At 71.4% G+C, this 19,636-nt stretch carries 17 protein-coding genes; 10 read left to right on the top strand and 7 right to left on the bottom strand.

Translation table 11 applies throughout. The features are described 5' to 3' along the window. Window positions 1–80: 80 nt before the first annotated feature. The 4 genes from OE229_RS16615 to OE229_RS16600 all read right to left on the bottom strand — a co-directional run bounded on the left by OE229_RS16615 (window position 81) and on the right by OE229_RS16600 (window position 4,479). Window positions 81–611 carry an AAA family ATPase gene (locus OE229_RS16615; protein ID WP_262138962.1) on the bottom strand — a complete coding sequence of 177 codons (531 nt, stop codon included), beginning with the start codon at window positions 609–611 and terminating at the stop codon, window positions 81–83. A 4-nt stretch (window positions 612–615) separates the two neighbouring features. Further along, window positions 616–1,683: an NAD-dependent epimerase/dehydratase family protein gene (locus OE229_RS16610; protein ID WP_262138961.1), complete on the bottom strand. Its 1,068-nt coding sequence runs from the start codon at window positions 1,681–1,683 to the stop codon at window positions 616–618. A gap of 112 nt (window positions 1,684–1,795) precedes the next feature. Next, window positions 1,796–2,656: a sulfurtransferase gene (locus OE229_RS16605; protein ID WP_262138960.1), complete on the bottom strand. Its 861-nt coding sequence runs from the start codon at window positions 2,654–2,656 to the stop codon at window positions 1,796–1,798. Between the two features lie 281 nt (window positions 2,657–2,937). Continuing rightward, the gene (locus OE229_RS16600) at window positions 2,938–4,479 is read right to left on the bottom strand and encodes an MFS transporter (protein WP_182065117.1); all 1,542 of its coding nucleotides are present in this window, start codon (window positions 4,477–4,479) and stop codon (window positions 2,938–2,940) included. 169 nt (window positions 4,480–4,648) lie between these two features. Between OE229_RS16600 and OE229_RS16595 the strand changes: the two genes are divergently transcribed. After that, window positions 4,649–5,311 (top strand): TetR/AcrR family transcriptional regulator, encoded by a 663-nt coding sequence (locus OE229_RS16595; RefSeq protein WP_182065116.1) that lies wholly within the window; start codon window positions 4,649–4,651, stop codon window positions 5,309–5,311. 118 nt (window positions 5,312–5,429) lie between these two features. On the opposite strand, the gene OE229_RS16590 is transcribed toward OE229_RS16595, so the two are convergent. Further along, a complete protein-coding gene (locus OE229_RS16590) occupies window positions 5,430–7,061 on the bottom strand; it encodes a dolichyl-phosphate-mannose--protein mannosyltransferase (RefSeq protein WP_262138959.1) in 1,632 nt (543 codons plus the stop codon). A 65-nt stretch (window positions 7,062–7,126) separates the two neighbouring features. Here OE229_RS16590 and rsmI point away from each other — a divergent pair, with 65 nt between their 5' ends. From rsmI to rsmA, 4 genes are all read left to right on the top strand, one after another. Next, window positions 7,127–7,948: a 16S rRNA (cytidine(1402)-2'-O)-methyltransferase gene (rsmI, locus tag OE229_RS16585; protein WP_194653613.1), complete on the top strand. Its 822-nt coding sequence runs from the start codon at window positions 7,127–7,129 to the stop codon at window positions 7,946–7,948. A gap of 134 nt (window positions 7,949–8,082) precedes the next feature. Further along, entirely contained in the window at window positions 8,083–9,651 is a 1,569-nt protein-coding gene (gene metG / locus OE229_RS16580) for a methionine--tRNA ligase (protein WP_209134140.1), read from the top strand. Continuing rightward, complete coding sequence (locus tag OE229_RS16575) at window positions 9,648–10,580, top strand: TatD family hydrolase (protein WP_071406527.1); 933 nt, start codon at window positions 9,648–9,650, stop codon at window positions 10,578–10,580. Before metG ends, OE229_RS16575 begins: the two co-directional genes overlap by 4 nt. 2 nt (window positions 10,581–10,582) lie before the next feature. After that, the gene (gene rsmA, locus OE229_RS16570) at window positions 10,583–11,434 is read left to right on the top strand and encodes a 16S rRNA (adenine(1518)-N(6)/adenine(1519)-N(6))-dimethyltransferase RsmA (protein WP_259580164.1); all 852 of its coding nucleotides are present in this window, start codon (window positions 10,583–10,585) and stop codon (window positions 11,432–11,434) included. 142 nt (window positions 11,435–11,576) lie between these two features. Here the strand turns inward: rsmA and OE229_RS16565 are convergent, their stop codons facing one another. Continuing rightward, window positions 11,577–12,317 (bottom strand): SDR family oxidoreductase, encoded by a 741-nt coding sequence (locus OE229_RS16565; RefSeq protein ID WP_262140065.1) that lies wholly within the window; start codon window positions 12,315–12,317, stop codon window positions 11,577–11,579. A 101-nt stretch (window positions 12,318–12,418) separates the two neighbouring features. Between OE229_RS16565 and OE229_RS16560 the strand changes: the two genes are divergently transcribed. The 5 genes from OE229_RS16560 to OE229_RS16540 all read left to right on the top strand — a co-directional run bounded on the left by OE229_RS16560 (window position 12,419) and on the right by OE229_RS16540 (window position 17,904). Continuing rightward, entirely contained in the window at window positions 12,419–13,261 is an 843-nt protein-coding gene (locus OE229_RS16560; RefSeq protein ID WP_259580160.1) for a helix-turn-helix transcriptional regulator, read from the top strand. A 196-nt stretch (window positions 13,262–13,457) separates the two neighbouring features. Continuing rightward, window positions 13,458–14,456 carry an ATP-grasp domain-containing protein gene (locus tag OE229_RS16555; protein ID WP_259580159.1) on the top strand — a complete coding sequence of 333 codons (999 nt, stop codon included), beginning with the start codon at window positions 13,458–13,460 and terminating at the stop codon, window positions 14,454–14,456. 146 nt (window positions 14,457–14,602) lie between these two features. Then, window positions 14,603–15,643, top strand: a complete 1,041-nt coding sequence (locus OE229_RS16550; RefSeq protein ID WP_182065104.1) for an LLM class flavin-dependent oxidoreductase — start codon at window positions 14,603–14,605, stop codon at window positions 15,641–15,643. Then, complete coding sequence (locus OE229_RS16545) at window positions 15,643–16,962, top strand: O-acetylhomoserine aminocarboxypropyltransferase/cysteine synthase family protein (RefSeq protein ID WP_262138958.1); 1,320 nt, start codon at window positions 15,643–15,645, stop codon at window positions 16,960–16,962. Before OE229_RS16550 ends, OE229_RS16545 begins: the two co-directional genes overlap by 1 nt. 9 nt (window positions 16,963–16,971) lie before the next feature. Next, window positions 16,972–17,904, top strand: coding sequence for a 4-(cytidine 5'-diphospho)-2-C-methyl-D-erythritol kinase (locus tag OE229_RS16540; protein WP_027466065.1), 933 nt, complete (start codon window positions 16,972–16,974; stop codon window positions 17,902–17,904). Between the two features lie 63 nt (window positions 17,905–17,967). Here the strand turns inward: OE229_RS16540 and OE229_RS16535 are convergent, their stop codons facing one another. Continuing rightward, complete coding sequence (locus tag OE229_RS16535; protein WP_263344757.1) at window positions 17,968–19,620, bottom strand: glycosyltransferase family 39 protein; 1,653 nt, start codon at window positions 19,618–19,620, stop codon at window positions 17,968–17,970. Window positions 19,621–19,636 lie beyond the last annotated feature (16 nt).

Here is a 19,636-nt window from a genome sequence, read left to right as displayed (position 1 = left end):
GCCCGCCCACCACTGAGCGGACCACCGCCCGGGGACATCTGTGGACGAGATGGACACTCTGCACAGGCGGTGCGGAGAGATCAGCGCTCGAGCCACCCCGTGACCGCCGCGAGCCGTGCGGCCACCTGGGCGGGGCTCTGGCCGTCGGTGCCCACCCGGGTGACCGTGTCCGCGGTGGCCGCGTCGAGCCTCCCGGCCGTCCGCGTGCTGTGCGCGAGCTGCGCCTGCGGGACCGCACCACCCGCTCGTCGTGCGAGCCGGTCGGCGGTCGTGTCGTCGGACGCGCGGAGCAGGACGACGCTGACCAGCGGGTCGTCGCCCATCGCCGCCGCGAGTCGCTCGTGTTCGAGCACGGACACGGTGTTGGTGTACACGAGTCGGTGGTGACCGATCGCCCGGTAGCCGGCCCAGATCGTGGCGAGGTTCTGCTCGGCCAGGTGGGCCTCGGGGTGTTCGACGTGCGGGGCCGGGTGGGCGAGGTCGAGCAGGTCGCCCTCGATCACCGCGTGCCGGACGTCCGCCGCGACGAGCAGGTCGTGCAGTGCCTCGGCCGCCGTGGACTTGCCCACACCGGAGCGTCCACCGATGAACAGGACCTCGGACCGGGGCACCGTGTCAGCCCAGGTTCAGGGAGAGGAGTGCGAGGGCGGCGTCCTCGGGGCCGTAGTCGAACATGTGGTCCCAGAACGGGTCGTCGGCCCAGGGGACGTCGCCGTCGGCAGGGGTCGCGTGGGCGGTCTCGACGAGCCATGCCAGCTCCGGGGCGACGGCGGTCGCGAACGCCGGCGGTTCCCAACCCAGGCCACGTGCTGCGGTGGTGTCGAGGACGAACGGCGACGGCGACGACCAGGGCGTGCCGCCCACGAAGGCGGGCGCGTCCTCGTCGAGCAGGACCTCGTCGAACCGGTGGTCCAGGTGTCCGGCGATCGTGCGGACGATCTCGAGCACGGTCGGGGCAGACGCGTCCGCGACGTTGAGGATCCGGCGGTCCGGCGCGTCCGCCACGAGTCGGACGAGCGAACCGATGCCGCTCGCCGCCGTCGTGTGGTCGACGCCGCGGCCGTGGTCGGCGAGCAGGATGCGCTCCCGGCCGTCGAGCACACGGCGGACGACGAACCACTCCCGCGGGCGGCCGATGCCGACGCCGTACACCTTCGACGGACGGAGCACCGTGACCGGGGCGCCGTGGTCCAGCAGGACCTGTTCGGCCGCCACCTTCGCGGCGCCGTACCCGTCACGACTCGTCGGGTCGCCGTCACCGGCGGTCACGGTGGGCTGGATCTCGGTGACCGCGCCGCCGAACACCGGCTTGTCGAGCGAGTTCGCGTGCCGACCCTGCTCGTCGGCGTAGACGGCCTTGGACGAGACGAAGACCGTCGAGCCGACGTCGTCGAGGAACGGCAGGAGCTGCTGGGCGTCGTCGCGCGTCACACCGACGGTGTCGACGAGCAGGTCGGCCCCGGGGCGGAGCAGGTCACGCAGGACGGGACGGTCGCGTCGGTCGCCGGGGACGAACGTGGCCCCGGAAGCCGTCAGGCTGTCGGCGACCGGGCCACCGCGTCGGGCGACGAGGTCGACCTGCCAGTCGTCGCCGCCGCGGCCCGAGGCGTCGAGGAGTGCGCGGGCGACGGCCGAGCCGATGCCGCCGGTGCCGCCGAGGATGACCGCGCGTCTGGTGCTCATGGTGCAACGGTAGTGCGGCGGGGCCGTCGCTCCGCTGCCGTCGGTCCTCGGCTGCCGGGCCTCGGTCCGCGTCCGTCGGCCAGACGGGGCCCTCGTTCCGCTTCCGGTTCCGTCAGGAGGCGAGCTGCTCGTGCCGCCACCAGTCGGCCAGCGAGCCGTCGTAGACCTTCACCCGGTCGTGCCCGAGCACCGTCAGGGCGAGGGCGTCGACGCACGCGGCGCTGCCCACCCCGCAGTACGTGACGATCTCGTCGGCACCGATCACCGCGGCGAAGGCCCGCTCGAGTTCGGCACCGCGCAGGTACACGTTCGTCTCGGGGTCCACCAGGGTGTCCGCCGTGATCGGGGTGCTGCCCGGCACGATCGGCGGGTGGTCGTCGCCGAGGGCGGCCCAGGGCGCGGCGAACACCAGGGACGCCGGCTCTTCGCCGGAGACCGCTCGGGTGACGCGGTCGTGGTCGGCCCAGAGCGCACGTTCTTCGGCGGCCAGGAACGCACCGGCATCGGGGTCGGACGGCGCCGCGGGGGTGCGGAGTGCGCCCACGCGGACCGGGCGGCCCTCGTCGCGCCACTTCGTGAAGCCGCCGTCGAGCACCGCGACCGAGTCGAAGCCGAACGAACGGAAGATCCACCACAGGCGTGCCGACCACTCGCCGACGCTGTCGTCGTAGACCACGACGGTCGAGGTGTTCGTCACGCCGAGCCGTGCTGCGGCGACCTCGAAGCGCTCGGCGCCGGGGCGGGTGAACGGGACGTCGGCGTCTGCGGCGGAGAAGTCGTCGATCAGGTCGGCGAAGCGGGCGCCGGGCACGTGGCCGCGCTGCTCGTGGGCGTCCCGCCCGGGGCGCCAGGTGGTGTCGAACCCGGCCCCGACCGTGTGTACCGACGCGTCGAGCACGACGAGCTCGTCAGCACCGAGGTGGTCTGCGAGCCACTGCGTCGACACGAGTGGCGAGGTCAGGACGGGGGCCATGTCGCACACCATAATCCGCACCCCTGACGTGGGCCAGGGACGTGGACACACGGCGCAACCGGGGGTGGGGTGGATGCGTGGGCAGTGGTCGACGATGCGCCGGTCGTTCGACGAGTGGTGAGTCGGATCGTGCGTGGGCACCGAGTGCGTGCGCATCCATCGACGATGCACGCGTCGTTCGACAGGCGGATCGTCGCGGAACGGGTGCGCCCCCCCGCACGCGCAACGGCCCATCCCGGCAGGGCCGGAACGGGCCGAAGGTGCGGAGCGAGCCGCCAGCGTCAGTGCGCCGCGGCGGGGATGCTCCCGGTCGTGGCGGACCCGGCACGTGCGAGCCGCTCGACCCGCACCGACTGCCGGTTGATGAGCAGTCCGCCGGCCAGGGCGACGAGCACGAGCACGCCGGCCGAGATGCCGAACGCCACGTGGTACCCGTCGAGCGTGGCCTGGGCCTGCTGCAGCTTCGTCGGGGCGGCCGACAGCCCGGACAGGCTGTTCGACACCACGTCCGCGAAGATCGTCGACAGCAGCGCCGTGCCGATCGAGCCACCGATCTGCTGCATCGTGTTGACCGTCGCCGATGCCACACCGGCATCGGCTCGGGCGACCCCGGTCGTCGCGGTGTTCATCGCGGACGAGAAGATCGTGCCCATGCCGAGGCCGATCACGATCAGCGCCGGCAGGACGGTGCCCGCGTAGGAGCTGTCCAGGTCGGTGCGGAGCAGCAGCAGGAGCCCGGTCGCGGCGACCAGGCCACCGGCGAAGATGAGCACCTTCGGCCCGACGCGCGGCAGCAGACGGCCACCGATCTGCGTCGCCGAGATCATGATCGACAGCGGCATCGGCAGGAAGGCGAGACCGGTCTGCAGCGAGCTGAACCCGAGGGTCTGCTCCAGGTAGTAGGTCAGGAACAGGAAGATGCCGAACATGCCGATCGCGACGAGGCCGATGGCGATGAACGAGCCGCCGCGGTCACGGTCGAGCACGACGCGCAGGGGCAGCAGCGGGTGAGCGACGCGGGTCTCGATGAAGACGAACGCGGCGATGAGCACGACGCCGGCGGCGAGCATGGCGATCGTGACGGGGGAGTCCCAGCCGTTGGTCTCGGCGTTCGAGAAGCCGTAGACGACCCCGACCAGACCCGCGGTGATGGTGATGACGCCGAGCACGTCGATGCGCGGACGCTCGACCTTCGGCGGGCGCTCCATGAAGACGAGCGCGCCGATCACGCCGAGCACGGCGAAGACGACGTTGACGTAGAGGCACCAGCGCCACGAGGCGTACTCGGTCAGCACTCCGCCGAGCAGCAGGCCGATGGCCGCACCCGAGCCGGCGATGGACCCGAAGATGCCGAACGCGCGACCGCGTTCCTTGGGGTCGCGGAACGTGGTGGTCAGCATGCCGAGGGCGGACGGGGCGAGCAGCGCGCCGAAGACGCCCTGCAGTGCGCGGGCCGCGACGAGCAGGCCGAACGAATCGGCGAGGCCACCGAGCACCGACGCGACGGCGAAGCCGACCAGCCCGATGATGAAGGTGTTCTTGCGGCCGAACAGGTCGCCGAGACGACCGCCGAGCAGCAGCAGCGAGCCGAAGGCCAGCGAGTACGCGGTGACGATCCACTGCCGCTGGTCGGTGCCGAAGTCCAGGTCGGCCTGGGCCGAGGGCAGGGCGATGTTCACGATGGTCGCGTCGAGCACGACCATCAGCTGTGCGAGGGCGATGACCGCCAGGGCGATCCAGCGGTGGTTGCTCTTGGCGGGGGTGGTGCCCGGAGTCGTGGGTGCTGTCCCGGTGGGGGTCGGCACGGTGTGTTCTGCCGTCACGGCAGCCTCCTTCATGAAGGTTGGAGGGGGACTCGGAGCGCGCACCGTCGGGCGCTCCGAAAGGAGAGGGGGTCGAACCGGATGCACAGCATCCGCTTGTGGCCAGTGTAGACCGAAACGGAGGAACCGCATCCACTTGTTCCCAGATAGTTCAACTAGGTTCGTCCTCGTGAGCACCACCGAGTCCGCGTCCGACCTCGAGCGACCGCTGCGCGCCGACGCAGCGCGCAACCGCGAGCTGATCCTGCAGACGGCGCGCAAGTGCTTCGCGGAGCGCGGGCTCTCCGTCACGTTGAACGACATCGCGCACGAGGCCGGCGTCGGGGTCGGCACCGTCTACCGCAGGTTCGCCGACAAGGACTCCCTGATCGAGGCGCTGCTCGCCACCAAGTTCGAGGCCATGAACGAGGCCGCTGCGCGCGCCGCGGACGTGTCCGACCCGCGCGAGGCGCTCCGGGTCTACCTGATGGGCGTCTTCGCGTTCCGTGCGCGCGACCGCGCCCTCGCCGACGCCATCGTCCGTGCCGGCAAGGCCCGACCGTCCATCGTGCAGGAGCGCGACCGACTCGAACGGCAGGTCGCCGCGATCATCGGCCGTGCCGAGGGCGCCGGCGTCGTCCGCCCCGGCTTCGACTCCCGGGACCTGCCGATGCTCACCGCGATGGTCGGCGCGGTCGCCGACGCCACCCGCGAGCACGACCCGGACGCCTGGCGCCGCTACGCGGAACTCCTGGTCCAGGGCGTCCTGCCGGGCACGGACGACACCGCGCCGATGCTCGGCGAACCGCTGGACCGCGAGTCGATCGAGCGCGCGCTGCACGCGCAGTCCTGACCAGGGACGGACCGGAGGCCCGTGGCGGCGCCGCCACGGGCCTCCAGTCCGGCGGTGGTCGCCACCAGAGCGCCCGGCGCGACGGGCACGACCGGGCCGGCCGGATCCGCCCGGCCGGCTACAGCCAGCTGGGGATCCAGTAGTGCGACCGGACGAAGTCCCAGGGCACCTGCATCGCCGTCCACATCGGGTACCAGTAGACCGAGGCGAGCACGACGACGCCCAGGTACACACCGACCCACAGGATCGCCCGTGACCTGCGTGACCGTTCGTCGCTCCGCCTGCCGAGCACCACCCCGATCGCGGCGGCCAGCGCCATCACCATGTAGGGCTCGAAGGCGATCGTGTAGAACTGGAACACCGTCCGGTCGACGTACATCAGCCAGGGCAGGTACCCCGCCGCGACCCCGAGCAGGACGAAGCCGTACTCCCACTTCCGGCGCAGGATCCAGAGCACGAGCAGCGCCACCGTCGCGATGACCGAGGCGTACCAGATGAACGGGTTCGCGATGCCGGTGATCGCCTCGCCGCAGCGGTTCGCCCAGCAGCCGTCCTGTCCGGCGTCCGTGCCGACGTAGAACATCGACGTGGGGCGTTGCATCACGAGCCAGAGCAGCGGGTTCGCCTGGTACGAGTGCGGGGTGTGCAGCCCGATGTTGAAGGCGTAGATCTCCGACTGGTAGTGCCACCAGTTCTGCAGGCTGTCCGGCACCCAGGCGAGCAGCCCGGTCCACCGCTCGCCGCCCGAGGACAGCCAGTTGCGGTCCCAGCCGTCCTTCGACACGAACCAGCCGGTCCAGGACGCCACGTAGGTCACCGCGGCGATCGGCACGGTCAGCAGGAACGACACCGGTGCCTGCTGCAGCAGCGCGCTCGACGACCAGAACTCGACCCCGGCGCGACGGCGCATCATCGTGTCGCTCAGCACGGAGTACACGGCGAAGAACGCCAGGAAGTACACCCCCGACCACTTCGTCGCCGCTGCCAGCCCGAGGGCCAGGCCCATCGCGAACAGCCACGGACGCCACCAGAGGACCGGCCCCCAGAGGGTGGGCCGGCCGGCGGCGGCGCGGGCGGCGACCCACTCGTCGAGCCGCCGTCGACTCTGCCGACGGTCGAGCAGCAGCGCCCCGAAGCCGAGGATGACGAAGAAGGTCAGGATGCCGTCGAGGAGCGTCACCCGCGACATCACGATCGCCTGCCCGTCGATCGCGAGCAGGAAGCCGGCGAGCGTGCCGATCATCGTCGAACGGAACAGCGACCGGGCGATCACCGCGGTGAGGAACACCGTCGCGATGCCGAGCACGGCCACCGTGAAACGCCAGCCGAACGAGTTGTCCGCCCCGAACAGCAGCATCCCGATGCCGATGAGGTACTTGCCGAGCGGCGGGTGCGCGATGAACTCCGCGGCACTCGTGAAGATGTCCGTCTCACCGCGGACGAACCGGTCGTCGGTCGTCGGGGCGGTGTCACCGCTCGGGTTCGCGGGCCAGGTGCCCTCGTACCCGAGGTGCACGATCGACCAGCCGTCCTTGACGTAGTACGTCTCGTCGAACACGAGCGAGTGCGGGTTGCCGAGGTTCACCAGCCGCAGCACGGCGGCGAGGAGCGTCACCGCGAGCGGACCCGTCCACCGCCACACGGCGACCCGCTGCGACGTGGAGAGCACCCGCCCCCACCAGTCGTCCAGGCGCGAGCCGACCGGCCCGTCGGGCACGGCCGTGCGGTCGTCGGTCAGCTCGCTGGTCATCGCTGAGCATCCTACGGATCGACCGCGTGTCCCCGCTCGGACGGCGGTGCACCCACAATGGGTGCGTGATCGTCCTCGCAGCAACGCCCATCGGCAACCTCGGGGACGCCTCGCGCCGTCTCGTCGAGACCCTCTCCAACGCCACGGTCGTCGCGGCGGAGGACACCAGGACCGCCATCCACCTGATGCGCGCCCTGGGCATCGAGAACCGTCCGCGGCTCATCGCCCTGCACGAGCACAACGAGCGGGCGAAGGCGTCCGAGGTCGTCGAGCTCGCCCGTGACGAGGACGTCGTGGTCCTGACCGACGCCGGCATGCCCGCGATCAGCGACCCGGGCTTCCCCCTCGTCGAGGCCGCCGCGGCCGCCGGGGTCACCGTCACCGCCCTGCCCGGGCCGTCGGCCGTGCTCATGGCGCTCGCCGTGTCCGGGCTGCCCACCGACCGCTTCACGTTCGAGGGGTTCCCGACCCGCAAGGCCGGGGAGCGTCGCCGGGCGTTCCAGGCGCTGGCGGGGGAGCAGCGGACGATGGTGTTCTTCGAGTCCCCGCACCGGCTGGCCGAGACCCTGGCCGACATGGCCGTCGGGTTCGGGGGCGACCGCCGCGCCGCGGTGTGCCGTGAGCTCACGAAGCTCTACGAAGAGGTCCGCCGTGGGCCGCTGGACGAACTCGTCGAGTGGGCGTCCGAGGGCGTCCGAGGCGAGATCTGCATCGTCGTCGCCGGAGCCGCCGAGGCCACCGAGGAAGCCACGCTCGACGACGGGGTGCGCCTGGTGCTCGAGCGGGTGGCCGCCGGCATGCGCATGAAGGAGGCCGCCGCGGCGGTCGCGGACGCGACCGGGCTGTCGAAGCGGGACCTGTACGAAGGGGCGCTCGCGGCGCGCTGAGCGAGGCTCGTCACGTTCCCGTTCGCCGGTCTGGAGGCGCGGGGCGGGCCCGTCACGGGCCTCCCGGACCCGGTTCTCCACAGTCCACCGCCGCACGCGTCATCGGGGTTCCGTGCGCCCGTAGGATGGTCCGCATGTCCGCCGGGTCCTCGTTCAGCATCACCACGCCGATCTTCTACGTGAACGACGTGCCCCACATCGGGCACGCCTACACCGAGGTCGCCGCGGACTTCCTCGCGCGCTGGCACCGGCAGCGCGGTGACGACACCTGGCTGCTCACCGGCACGGACGAGCACGGGCAGAAGATCCTGCGCACCGCCTCGGCGAACGACGTCTCGCCCAAGGAATGGGCAGACCGCCTGGTCAACGATGCCTGGAAGCCACTGCTCGACACGGTCGACGTCGCGAACGACGACTTCATCCGCACCACCGACGAACGGCACGAGCGTGGCGTGACGGCGTTCCTGCAGAAGCTCTACGACGACGGCTTCATCTACGCCGGCGAGTTCGAGGGCTTCTACTGCGTGGGTTGCGAGGAGTACAAGCAGCCGAGCGACCTGGTCGCCGGCACCGGTGCGTACGAGGGTCAGCAGGTCTGCGCGATCCACTCGATCCCGGTCGAGGTCCTGGCCGAGCGCAACTACTTCTTCCGGATGTCCGACTTCGAGCAGCGCCTGCTCGACCTGTACGAGTCGAACCCGCTGTTCATCCAGCCCGAGAGCGTCCGCAACGAGATCATCTCGTTCGTCAAGCAGGGGCTCCGCGACCTGTCGATCTCGCGTTCCAGCTTCGACTGGGGCATCACGATCCCGTGGGACAGCGACCACGTGCTGTACGTGTGGTTCGACGCCCTGCTCAACTACGTCACGGCCCTCGGCTACGGCACCGACGACGACGAGGCCTTCCGGCGCCTCTGGCCGAGCGTCCACATCGTCGGCAAGGACATCGCCCGCTTCCACGCCGTCATCTGGCCGGCGATGCTCATGGCCGCTGGTCTGCCCGTCCCGGAGCGCGTCTTCGGCCACGGCTGGCTGCTCGTCGGCGGCGAGAAGATGTCCAAGTCGAAGCTGACCGGCATCGCGCCGTCCGAGATCACGGACACGTTCGGTTCCGACGCGTTCCGCTACTACTTCCTGCGCGCCATCACCTTCGGGCAGGACGGCAACTTCAGCTGGGAGGACATCTCGGCGCGCTACCAGGCCGAGCTCGCGAACGGGTACGGCAACCTGGCGTCGCGCCTGGTCGCCATGCTGCAGAAGTACTACGACGGCGAGGTCCCGGTGCGCGCCGAGTTGACCGAGTCCGACCAGGCGATTGACGCCCTGGCCGTGTCGGTCACCGAGCGTGCCGACGCCGCCATCGCCGCCTTCGCCCCGCACGAGGCCATCGCCAGCGTGTGGGAGCTCGTCGACGCCCTGAACGGGTACATCACCGAGCAGGCGCCCTGGGCCCTGGCGAAGGACGACGCCGACCGCGAGCGCCTCGGTACCGTCCTGACCACCGCGCTCCGCGGCCTCGGCACCGTCACCGTCCTGCTGTCCCCGGTCATGCCGAAGGCGACCGAGAAGCTCTGGGCCTCGATCGGCGCCGGCGGGTCCGTCGCCGAGCAGCGGGTCGACCGCGCGTACGAGTGGCAGGGTGCGTCGCACGTGGTGCCCCTCGAGAGCGGGCTGTTCCCCCGGATCGAGCAGGTCTCCGCGTGACCGACGCCGAGTCGCACGTCCGGTCCCGCGGTGACGGAGCGTCCGGTGGCTCGAAGCGCGACCTGACGTACCCGCCGCTTCCGCAGGCGCTCGTCGTGCCGGTGTACGACAACCACACCCACATGGAGATCGCCGACGGTGTCGGCGACGGGGGTGACGGTCCGCTCGAGTACCGCGAGCACCTCGACCGCGCGTCGAGCGTCGGCGTGCGCGGTGTCGTTCAGGTCGGCACCGACCTCGCCACCTCGGAGTGGTCGGCGTCGATCGCCGCTCGGGAGCCCCGGGTCCTGGCGGCCGTCGCGCTGCACCCGAACGAAGCGCCCGTGCTGCAGGAACAGGGGCTGCTCGACGAGCACCTCGCCGGGATCGAACGGCTCGCCGCACTGCCGCGGGTCCGGGCGATCGGTGAGACCGGCCTCGACTTCTTCCGCACCGGCGAGGACGGCCGTGACGCCCAGGTCCGTTCGTTCGAGGAGCACATCCGCATCGCGAAGGAGCACGACCTCGCGCTGACGATCCACGACCGCGACGCGCACGACGCCGTGGTCGAGGTCCTCGACCGCGTGGGTGCCCCGGAGCGGACCGTCTTCCACTGCTTCTCCGGCGGCCCGGACCTCGCCCGGCTCTGCGCCGAGCGCGGCTGGTACATGTCCTTCGCCGGCACGGTCACGTTCAAGAACGCCGCCGTGCTGCGTGAAGCCCTGGTGGTCGCCCCGCGGCACCTGATCATGATCGAGACGGACGCCCCGTTCCTGACGCCCACCCCGTTCCGTGGTCGCCCGAACGCGCCGTACCTCATCCCCCTCACCCTGCGGTCGATGGCGGAGACGCTCGGCACGGACGCCTCGATGCTCGCGGCCCAGATCGCCTCGAACACCGAGCTCGTCTACGGCGCGTGGGACGCCGAGCCCGTGACGGTGGACGAGTAGTCGTGGGTGCACTGCTCGGCCCGGCGGAGATCCGGGAGCTCGCGGCCGAACTCGACGTCACCCCGACGAAGAAGCTCGGGCAGAACTTCGTGCACGACGCCAACACCGTGCGGCGCATCGTGTCCGTCGCCGGTGTGACCCCGTCGGCACAGGTGCTCGAGATCGGGCCGGGGCTCGGATCGTTGACGCTCGGGCTCACCGAGACCGGCGCACCCGTCACCGCCGTCGAGATCGACAAGCGCCTGGCCGCCAAGCTCCCCGCGACGGTCGCCGCGTTGCAGCCCGACGCCACGCTGACCGTGGTCCAGCAGGACGCCATGACGGTCGCCGCGTCGGACCTCGACGTCGAGCCGACGCACCTCGTCGCGAACCTGCCCTACAACATCTCCGTGCCCGTGCTGCTGCACCTGCTCGCGACCTTCCCGTCGATCGAGCGGTCGCTCGTCATGGTGCAGGCCGAGGTCGGGTACCGGCTGGCCGCCGGCCCCGGCAGCAAGGTCTACGGTTCACCGAGCGTCAAGGCCGCCTGGTACGGGTCGTGGAGCACTGCCGGATTGGTCAGCCGTCAGGTCTTCTGGCCGGTGCCGAACGTCGACAGTGTCCTGGTGGCGTTCGACCGTCACGAGCCCCCGGGCGACGAACTCCTGCGGTCGCGAGTGTTCACGCTGGTGGACGCCGCATTCCAGCAGCGGCGCAAGATGCTGCGGCAGAGCCTGTCCGGGGTGCTCGGCGGCAGTGCGCACGCGTCCGAGGTCCTGACGGCGGCGGGCATCGACCCGACCGCCCGGGGTGAGGCGATCGGTGTCGACGACTTCGTAAGGCTCGGTCGGACGGTCCTCGCGGCTGCGGAGTAGTCCGTTCCTCGCTCCGCGTCCGGATCCGCGTGACGCCCGCGCCCCGCGTGCTAGCTGACCGCGATGGTGCGAGGTTCCGTGGTCGGTGCGAGCCGAAGTGCCTCGCACCGAACACAGAACCTCGCACCGTCCGTCGCCGGGGTCAGTGCTCGCGGGACGCCATCATCTCGAGGATCTGCTGGTGGTTGCCGTTCCGCTCGGCGAAGCGCAGCGGGTGCACGTTCTGCACCAGGATCTCCGGGGCAGCGCCGGACTCGATGAGCGCCATGACCTCGTCGGCGAAGGCGTCGAGCGGCATCCCGCCGAAGTCGGCGCCGCCCATCAGGTCGGTCATGACGGCCGGCGGGGCGAGCTCGAGCACCTCGACGGACGAACCGACGAGCTGCTGTCGCAGGGCCTGGGTGTACGAGTGCACCCCGGCCTTCGTGGCGTTGTAGGTCGGCGTGGCGGTCAGCGGCACGAACGCGAGACCGGACGTGACGGTCATCAGCGTCGCGGCGGGCTGGGCGAGCAGGTGCGGCAGGAAGGCGTCGATGAGCCGGATCGTCCCGACGAGATTCGTCTGGATGGTCTCGATCGCGTCGTCCATGTGATCCGAGGAACGCAGGTCCTCGTTGCGCATGATGCCGGACATGGTGATGAGGGCGTCGAGGGTCGGGTACGCCTCGAGCACCGAGCTGGCAGCGGCCTCGATCGACGCCGCGTCCGCGACGTCGATCTGCACGGTGCCGAAGCCGTGCTCGGCGGCGAGGGAGTCGAGGAGCGCCTGACGACGCCCGCCGATGACGACGGTACTGCCGGCGGCCTGCAGACGCTGGGCGAGCGCGAGACCGATGCCCGAGGTCGCGCCGGGGATGAAGACGGTGGAGTTCGTGATGTCCATGACCACGACGATGCTCCGCGGGCAGGGGTGCAACCAGAGCGCGGTCATCGGGGGATCGGCGATCCCTGGCACCTCGACGCGAACCGGACGATGATCGACCCATGGACCGTGCCGCGCTCGCCGACTTCCTCCGCCGTCGCCGGGAGCTGTTGCGCCCCGAGGACGTCGGTCTCGGGCAGGGTCCGCGACGCCGGACCCCGGGGCTCCGCCGTGAGGAGGTCGCCGCCCTCGCCGGGATGTCCGTCGACTACTACACGCGACTCGAGCAGCAGCGCGGTCCGCAGCCGTCCGAGCAGATGATCGCGGCGATCGCCCGGGCCTTGCGCTGCAGCCTCGACGAGCGCGACCACCTGTTCCACCTGGCCGGGCAGAACGCCCCGACCCGGATGCACCGCGCCGACCACGTCGACCCCGCCATCCTGCGCGTGCTCGACCGGCTCGAGGACACCCCGGCGATCGTCGTGAGCCACCTGGGCGAGACCCTGGTCGAGAACCGGCTCGCTGCGGCACTCCTCGGCACCTCGGTCGGCCTGGCCGGCAACCAGCGGTACCAGGCGTGGCGGTGGTTCGTGACGGGCGAGGAACGCGCCAAGTACGCACCCGAGCAACACGGACGACTGGGGCGGACCGTCGTCGCGTCGCTCCGCGCGACCGTCGGCCTGGCCGGCCCGGGCGACCGCCGGGCCGCCGAGCTCATCGCCGAGCTGGAGGCCCGCAGCCCCGAGTTCCGCGAGCTCTGGGCGAAGCACGAGGTCGCCACGCGCTGGTCGGACAACAAGACGATCGTGCAGCCGGAGCTCGGCCGCATCACCGTCGACTGCCAGGTGCTGCACACCGACGACCAGGCGCAGGCACTGCTGCTGTTCACGGCGCCTCCGGGATCGGAGGACGCGCAGAAGCTCGAGCTCCTCGGCGTCGTCGGACAGCAGACCTTCGCCGGCTGAAGACCTCGCACGGTGCGAGGTCGACCACCGCCGGTACCGAACGGTGCGAGGTTCCGTACGCCGTGCGACGGCGAGCAGGTCGCACCGAGTACGGAACCTCGCACCGAGCGACCAGGACCCCGCGCGGCCCTCGCCGCGAAGCAACGCCGCGTCACACACTTGGGCACGTGCGGTATACCGTGCCTAGGGTGGGGGCGTGAGCACTCCCCGCGTGTACGTCATCCACGAGAACCCCGAGTGGTTCCCGCCGCTCGCCGCCGCCTTCGAGGCCGAGGGTGTCCCGGTCGAGGAGATCCTGCTGACCGAGGGGCAGATCGACCTCGCGGCCGAGCCGGCACCCGGCGTCTACTGGAGCCGCATGTCCGCGAGCTCCCACACCCGCGGCCACGAGCACAGCAAGGAGTACACCCGGGCGATCCTCGGCTGGCTCGAGCGCGCCGGCCGCCAGGTCGTGGGCGGCAGCCACGTGCTCGAGCTCGAGGTGTCGAAGGTCTCCCAGCACGGTCTCCTGCAGCAGGCCGGGTTCGACGTGCCCCGCACCACCGCCGTGTTCGGCACGTCGACGCTCAAGGACGCCGCCCGCACCTTCACCGACGGGCAGGACGTGCCGTTCATCACGAAGCACAACCAGGGCGGCAAGGGCCTGGGCGTGCGGCGGTTCGACTCGCTCGCCGAGTTCGACGCCTACGTCGACAGCCCCGAGTTCGAGGCCCCGGTCGACGGCATCACCCTGCTGCAGGAGTACCTGACGGCCCGCGAGCCCTTCATCACGCGCGTCGAGTTCGTCGGCGGCGAGTTCGTCTACGCCGTCCGCGTGGACACGAGCGCCGGCAGCTTCGAGCTCTGCCCGGCCGACGCGTGCGAGGTCCCGCAGACCATCGCGGGTGCGGTCTGCGACGTCCCCGGCACCGAGATCGCCGGGGCGCCCCCGGCGTTCAGCGTCCGCACCGAGGTCACCGCCGAGCACCCGCTGGTCCAGCAGCTCCGCACGTTCCTCGCCGACCAGCGCATCACCATCGCGGGCGTCGAGTTCATGGAGACGACGGACGGCCGCACCGTGGTCTACGACATCAACACGAACACGAACTACAACCCCGCGGTCGAAGAGTCCGCGCCGGCCTCCGGCCCGCGCTCCATCGCCCGGTACCTCGGCGGCCTCCTGGCCGACGAGTACGCGGCGCAGCTCACGGCCTGAGGACGCAAGACCCACCGGACTGGAGGCCCGTGGCGGGCCCGCCACGACTGCCTCCGCTGGCTCCGGCAGCGCGACCCGCACAACGCTTCGCGTCGTCAACCAGCGGCTCCCGCCAGTCCGCCTTCCCACACCCCCAAGGAACCATCGTGCGATTCGGATACTGGACCCCGCTCTTCGGCGGCTGGCTGCGCAACGTCGACAACGAGAACATGCCGGTCACCTTCGACTACGTGAAGCGCCTGGCGCAGCGCGCCGAGCGGATCGGCTTCGACCTGACGCTCGTGCCGGAGCTCAACCTCAACGACATCAAGGGCACCGCGGCGCCCTCGCTCGAGGCCTGGTCGCTCGCGGCGGCGATCGCGGCGACGACCGAGCGCCTCGAGATCATGGCGGCGATGCGTCCCGGGTACCACCTGCCGGCGGTGACGGCGAAGCAGGCGGCGACGATCGACGACATCTCGTGCGGCCGGTTCACCTTCAACGTCGTGAGCGCCTGGTGGGCGGAGGAAGCGAAGCAGTACGGCGGGATCTTCTCGGAGCACGACGACCGGTACAAACGCACCGCGGAGTTCGTCGAGGTCATGAAGGGCCTGTGGCGCGAGACCCCGTACTCGTTCTCGGGCGAGTACTACGACATCGAGAACGCGCACCTCGAGCCGAAGCCCCGCGTGACGCCGCGCATCTACGCCGGTGGGGAGAGCGAGGCCGGCAAGGCCGCGATCACCGGGTACGCCGACGCCTACGTCACGCACGGCGGCACCGTCGAGGAACTCCGCGCGAAGATCGACGAGATGAAGCAGCGACGCGTCGACGCTGGCCTGCCGCCGTTCGAGGCGTTCGGCATGGCCGCGTACGTCATCGTGCGCGAGACCGAGGAAGAGGCGCAGGCGGAACTCGCCCGGATCACCGACGTGCAGCACGGCGGGGCGTACGAGTCGTACCAGGACTTCATCTCGAAGTCGCAGCTCGAGCACGTGCCCTCGCTCGAGGACTACTCGGTGTCGAACCGCGGCCTGCGCCCCGGGTTCGTCGGGACGCCGTCGCAGGTGGCGGACCGCATCCGGGAGTTCGAGGACGCCGGGGTCGACACGCTCCTGCTGCAGTTCTCGCCGCAGCTCGAGGAGATGGACCGGTTCGGTGAGCAGGTCATCCCGCTCGTCCGGCAGTCGGTCGGGGCGCAGTCCTGATGGGTGCCGCGTCGACCAACGCCGAGGACGGCTGGGCGTTCGAGACCCGCCAGATCCGCGCCGGCTTCAAGGCCGACCCGGGTTGGGGCGCGAACGTACCGCCGATCGCGCAGAGCGCCGCGTACGTCTACCCGTCGGGCGAGGACGCCGCCGCACGCTTCATGCTCGACGCCCCCGGCCACACTTACACGCGGGTGAACAACCCGTCGGCCGCAGCACTCGAGCGCCGGATCGCCGACCTCGAGGGCGGGACCGGTGCGCTGGCGCTGGCGTCCGGACAGGCGGCGACGTCGCTGGCCGTGCTCGGCGTCGCACGCGCCGGTGACCACGTGGTGTCGAGCGCCTCGCTGTACGGCGCGACCTACACGCTGTTCGCCTCGACCCTGCGGGACCTCGGCATCACCTTCACGTTCGTGCAGGACCCGACCGACCTGTCCGAGTGGGCGTCGGCGGTGCGCCCGGAGACGAAGGCGTTCTTCGGCGAGTCCATCCCGAACCCCCGCGGGGACGTCCTGGACTTCGCCGGGGTGGCCGCGGTCGCGCACGAGGCCGGTGTGCCGCTCATCGTCGACAACACCATCGCGACGCCGTACCTGGTGCGCCCGATCGAGCACGGTGCCGACATCGTCGTGCACTCGGCGACGAAGTACCTGGCCGGGCACGGCAGCGCCATCGCCGGGCTCATCGTCGACAGCGGGAACTTCGACTGGGCGGCGCACGCCGAGCAGTACCCGCAGCTGGCCTCGACCGAGCAGTCCGGGTTCGCGAACACGAACTTCGCCGAGAAGTTCGGGCGACGGGCGTTCATCCAGCGCACCCGCTCGAAGCTGTCCGCCGACCTCGGGCCCGCGATCGCACCGTTCAACGCGTTCCTGGTGCTGCAGGGCATCCAGACGCTGTCGCTCCGCATGGACCGGCACGTGTCGAACGCCGCCACGGTGGCGACCTGGCTCGACGCGCACGACCAGGTCGAGCACGTGCACTACGCCGGCCTGCCGGACTCGCCGTGGCACCACCTGCAGCAGCGCTACGTGCCGAAGGGGCCGTCGGCCGTGCTGTCGTTCGACCTGGCCGGCGGGGTCGCCGCGGGCCGACGGTTCGTGGCGGCGCTCGAGCTGTTCGACCACGTCTCGAACCTCGGTGACGTCCGCTCGCTCGTCGTGCACCCCGCATCGACCACCCACGTGCAGATGTCCTCCGCCGAGCGGGCTGCCGCCGGGGTGGGGGACGGACTCATCCGCCTGTCGATCGGCCTCGAGCACATCGACGACATCACCGCGGACCTGGCGCGGGGGTTCACGGCAGCCGCAGCGGGATAGGTTGGGGGCATGACCACGTTGGCCGCACCGACCCGCGTACGGACGCGCGCCCCCGGCAAGATCAACGTGTTCCTGTCCGTCGGGGCGCTGCAGGACGACGGCTACCACGACGTCGCCACGGCGTACCAGGCGGTGTCCCTGTACGAGGACGTCACCGCCGAGGCCGCCGACGACTTCTCGGTCACCTTCACGGGTCCGATCGACACCAGCACCGTGCCGGTCGACGAGTCGAACCTGGCCATCCGTGCGGCCCGGCTCGTGGCCGACGCGGCCGGACACCGCGGCGGGGTGCGGTTGACCATCGACAAGCAGGTGCCCGTCGCCGGCGGGATGGGCGGTGGCTCCGCGGACGCCGCGGCGACCCTGCTCGCCGTCGACACGCTCTGGGGCACCGCGCTCGGTCGCGAAGAGCTGCTCCGGCTCGCCGCGCAGCTGGGTGCCGACGTGCCGTTCGCCTTCGCCGGCGGCACCGCCGTGGGCACCGGCCGCGGTGACGAGCTGAGCCCGGCGCTGGCCAAGGGTGAGTTCCACTGGGTCCTCGCCCTGAGCGACGACGGGCTGAGCACCCCCGCCGTCTACCGTGCGCTCGACGAGCACCGGGAGCGGTACCGCGCCGACATCTCCCCGGCGCCGTCGCACCCCGTGGTCGAGGCGAACGTGCTGCAGGCCCTGCGCGCGGGTGACCCCGACCTGCTCGCCGACTGTGTCCACAACGACCTGCAGGCACCGGCCATGCGGCTGCAGCCCCGGCTCGCGGCGACCCTGGAGCTCGGTGAGAAGTCCGGTGCCCTGGCCGGCCTGGTGTCCGGCAGCGGACCGACGGTGGCGTTCCTGGTGGGCGACCGTGATGCGGCGCTCGAACTGCAGGTCGAGCTCAGCGCCGCCGGCCTCGTCGCACTCCGGGCCACCGGTCCGGTGCACGGCGCACGCGTGGTGCACTGACCCGACGCCCCGGCACAGCCGTCGGCGGCAGGACCGCCACCGTCAGCGGTTGGACCGCCACCGTCAGCGGCTGTACTTCCAGAGGATGACCGTCCCGGTGTGCCAGTAGCGCACGACGTGGAAGCCCTCGGCCACGAGCGTCTCGGTGACCTGCGGGCGGATGTTCCGCGACTTGCCGCCGACGAACCACACGGTGTCGATGCCGGAGATCCGCTCGGGCACCGTCGTGGCGACGTTGCCGTTGACGTTCCAGAGCTGGCCGCGTTCGGCACCGGTCTCGGTGACGGCGAGGTCGCGCATCCCGGTGAAGGCCTCGGGGTAGGAGTCGGCGATGACCTGCGCGGTGGTGCCCGGGTGCTCCCAGACACTGCCGAAGACGACGCCCTCGTTCTGGTCGGTGCGCCGGTCCCGCTCGCGCTCGATGATCGCCGCCGCGTTCGCCCAGTGCGAGTCCTGCTTGGCGTGGGGCAGCCGGACGATCGTGCTCGTCGGTGCTGACACGAGCAGCATCCCGACGACCGCGAGCGCCAGCCACCGCCGGGGCCGGATCGCCGTGATCGCCAGGCCGATGAGCAGCGCGACGAACGGCAGGCTCAGGCTGGCGTACTTCGGGGAGTACAGGTGCTCCCCGGCCGCGGTCGCGCCGACGAGCAGTGCGGTGGGCAGGACCGTCAGGGGGACGGCGACGCGCACGGCCTGCATCCGCAGCAGGTCACGGGAAGCGGGGGAGGGGCGTCGCGCCGCGCGCACGGCGAGCACGACGCCGACGATCATCAGGACCCACCCGAGCACCGCGTACGGCCAGACGGCACCGAACCAGGCGGTCGCGACGACCTGGCGCACGGTGGCCCACCCGACGCCGGTGATCCAGCCGACCTGCTTGGCCTGACCTGCGGCGAGGACGATGAACGGCGACACCGCGAGGGCGGCCCCGACGGCGGCGACACCCCAGCGCACGAACGCGGCGCGGTCGACCATCTGCGCGGCCACCGGACCGCTTCGCTGCGAGAGCACGGCGTCGCGCCGTGCGGCACGGTCGGCGACGGCGGTCCAGAGGAGCACGACCCCGTGCGCGACGACGGCCAGGGCCAGGTAGACGTTGAACAGCACGGCCACCACGGCGAGCAGGCCGTAGACGACCCACCACCGGGTCGCGTGGTGCCGGGTCCGGGTGCGCCGGACCGCGGTGATCCCCACGAGGGTCAGCGCGACGGCGAAGGTCGTGACGGTGGCGTACGGGCGCCCCTCGGTGCCGGCCCAGGCGACGCGGGGCAGGACCAGGAACACGATCCCGGAGACGACGCCGAGCCGCACACCGCCGAGACGACGGCCGAGGGCGACGACGAGCCCGGCGGAGACCCCGATGGCCAGGGCACTCGGGAACCGCAGCGTGAACGGCGAGTAGCCGACGAGCGTGAACCAGACGTGCATCACGGCGTAGTACAGGCCGTGGACGGCGTCGACGTTCTGCAGCTCGGCCCAGAGCGCCGGCCAGCTCCGCTGCGCGCTCGCGATGGTCGCGGCCTCGTCGTACCAGACCGACGGCACCCAGCTGAAGGCCGCGGCGACGAGGACGCCGAGCGCGCCGACGGTGATCTCGGGGGTCCGCGCGAGAGCCCGGACGGCCGCCACGACGACCCCGCGCGAGCGCGCACGCACCGACGCGTCCGACGTCGTGCGTCGGACCGGGACGGTACCGGTACGCGGGGAACTCACGTCCGCGACCGTACCG

Source organism: Curtobacterium poinsettiae (assembly GCF_025677645.1).
Classification (GTDB): Bacteria; Actinomycetota; Actinomycetes; order Actinomycetales; family Microbacteriaceae; genus Curtobacterium; species Curtobacterium poinsettiae_A.
Note: the sequence above shows the minus strand (reverse complement) of the source record. Positions and strands in the feature narration are given on the sequence as shown.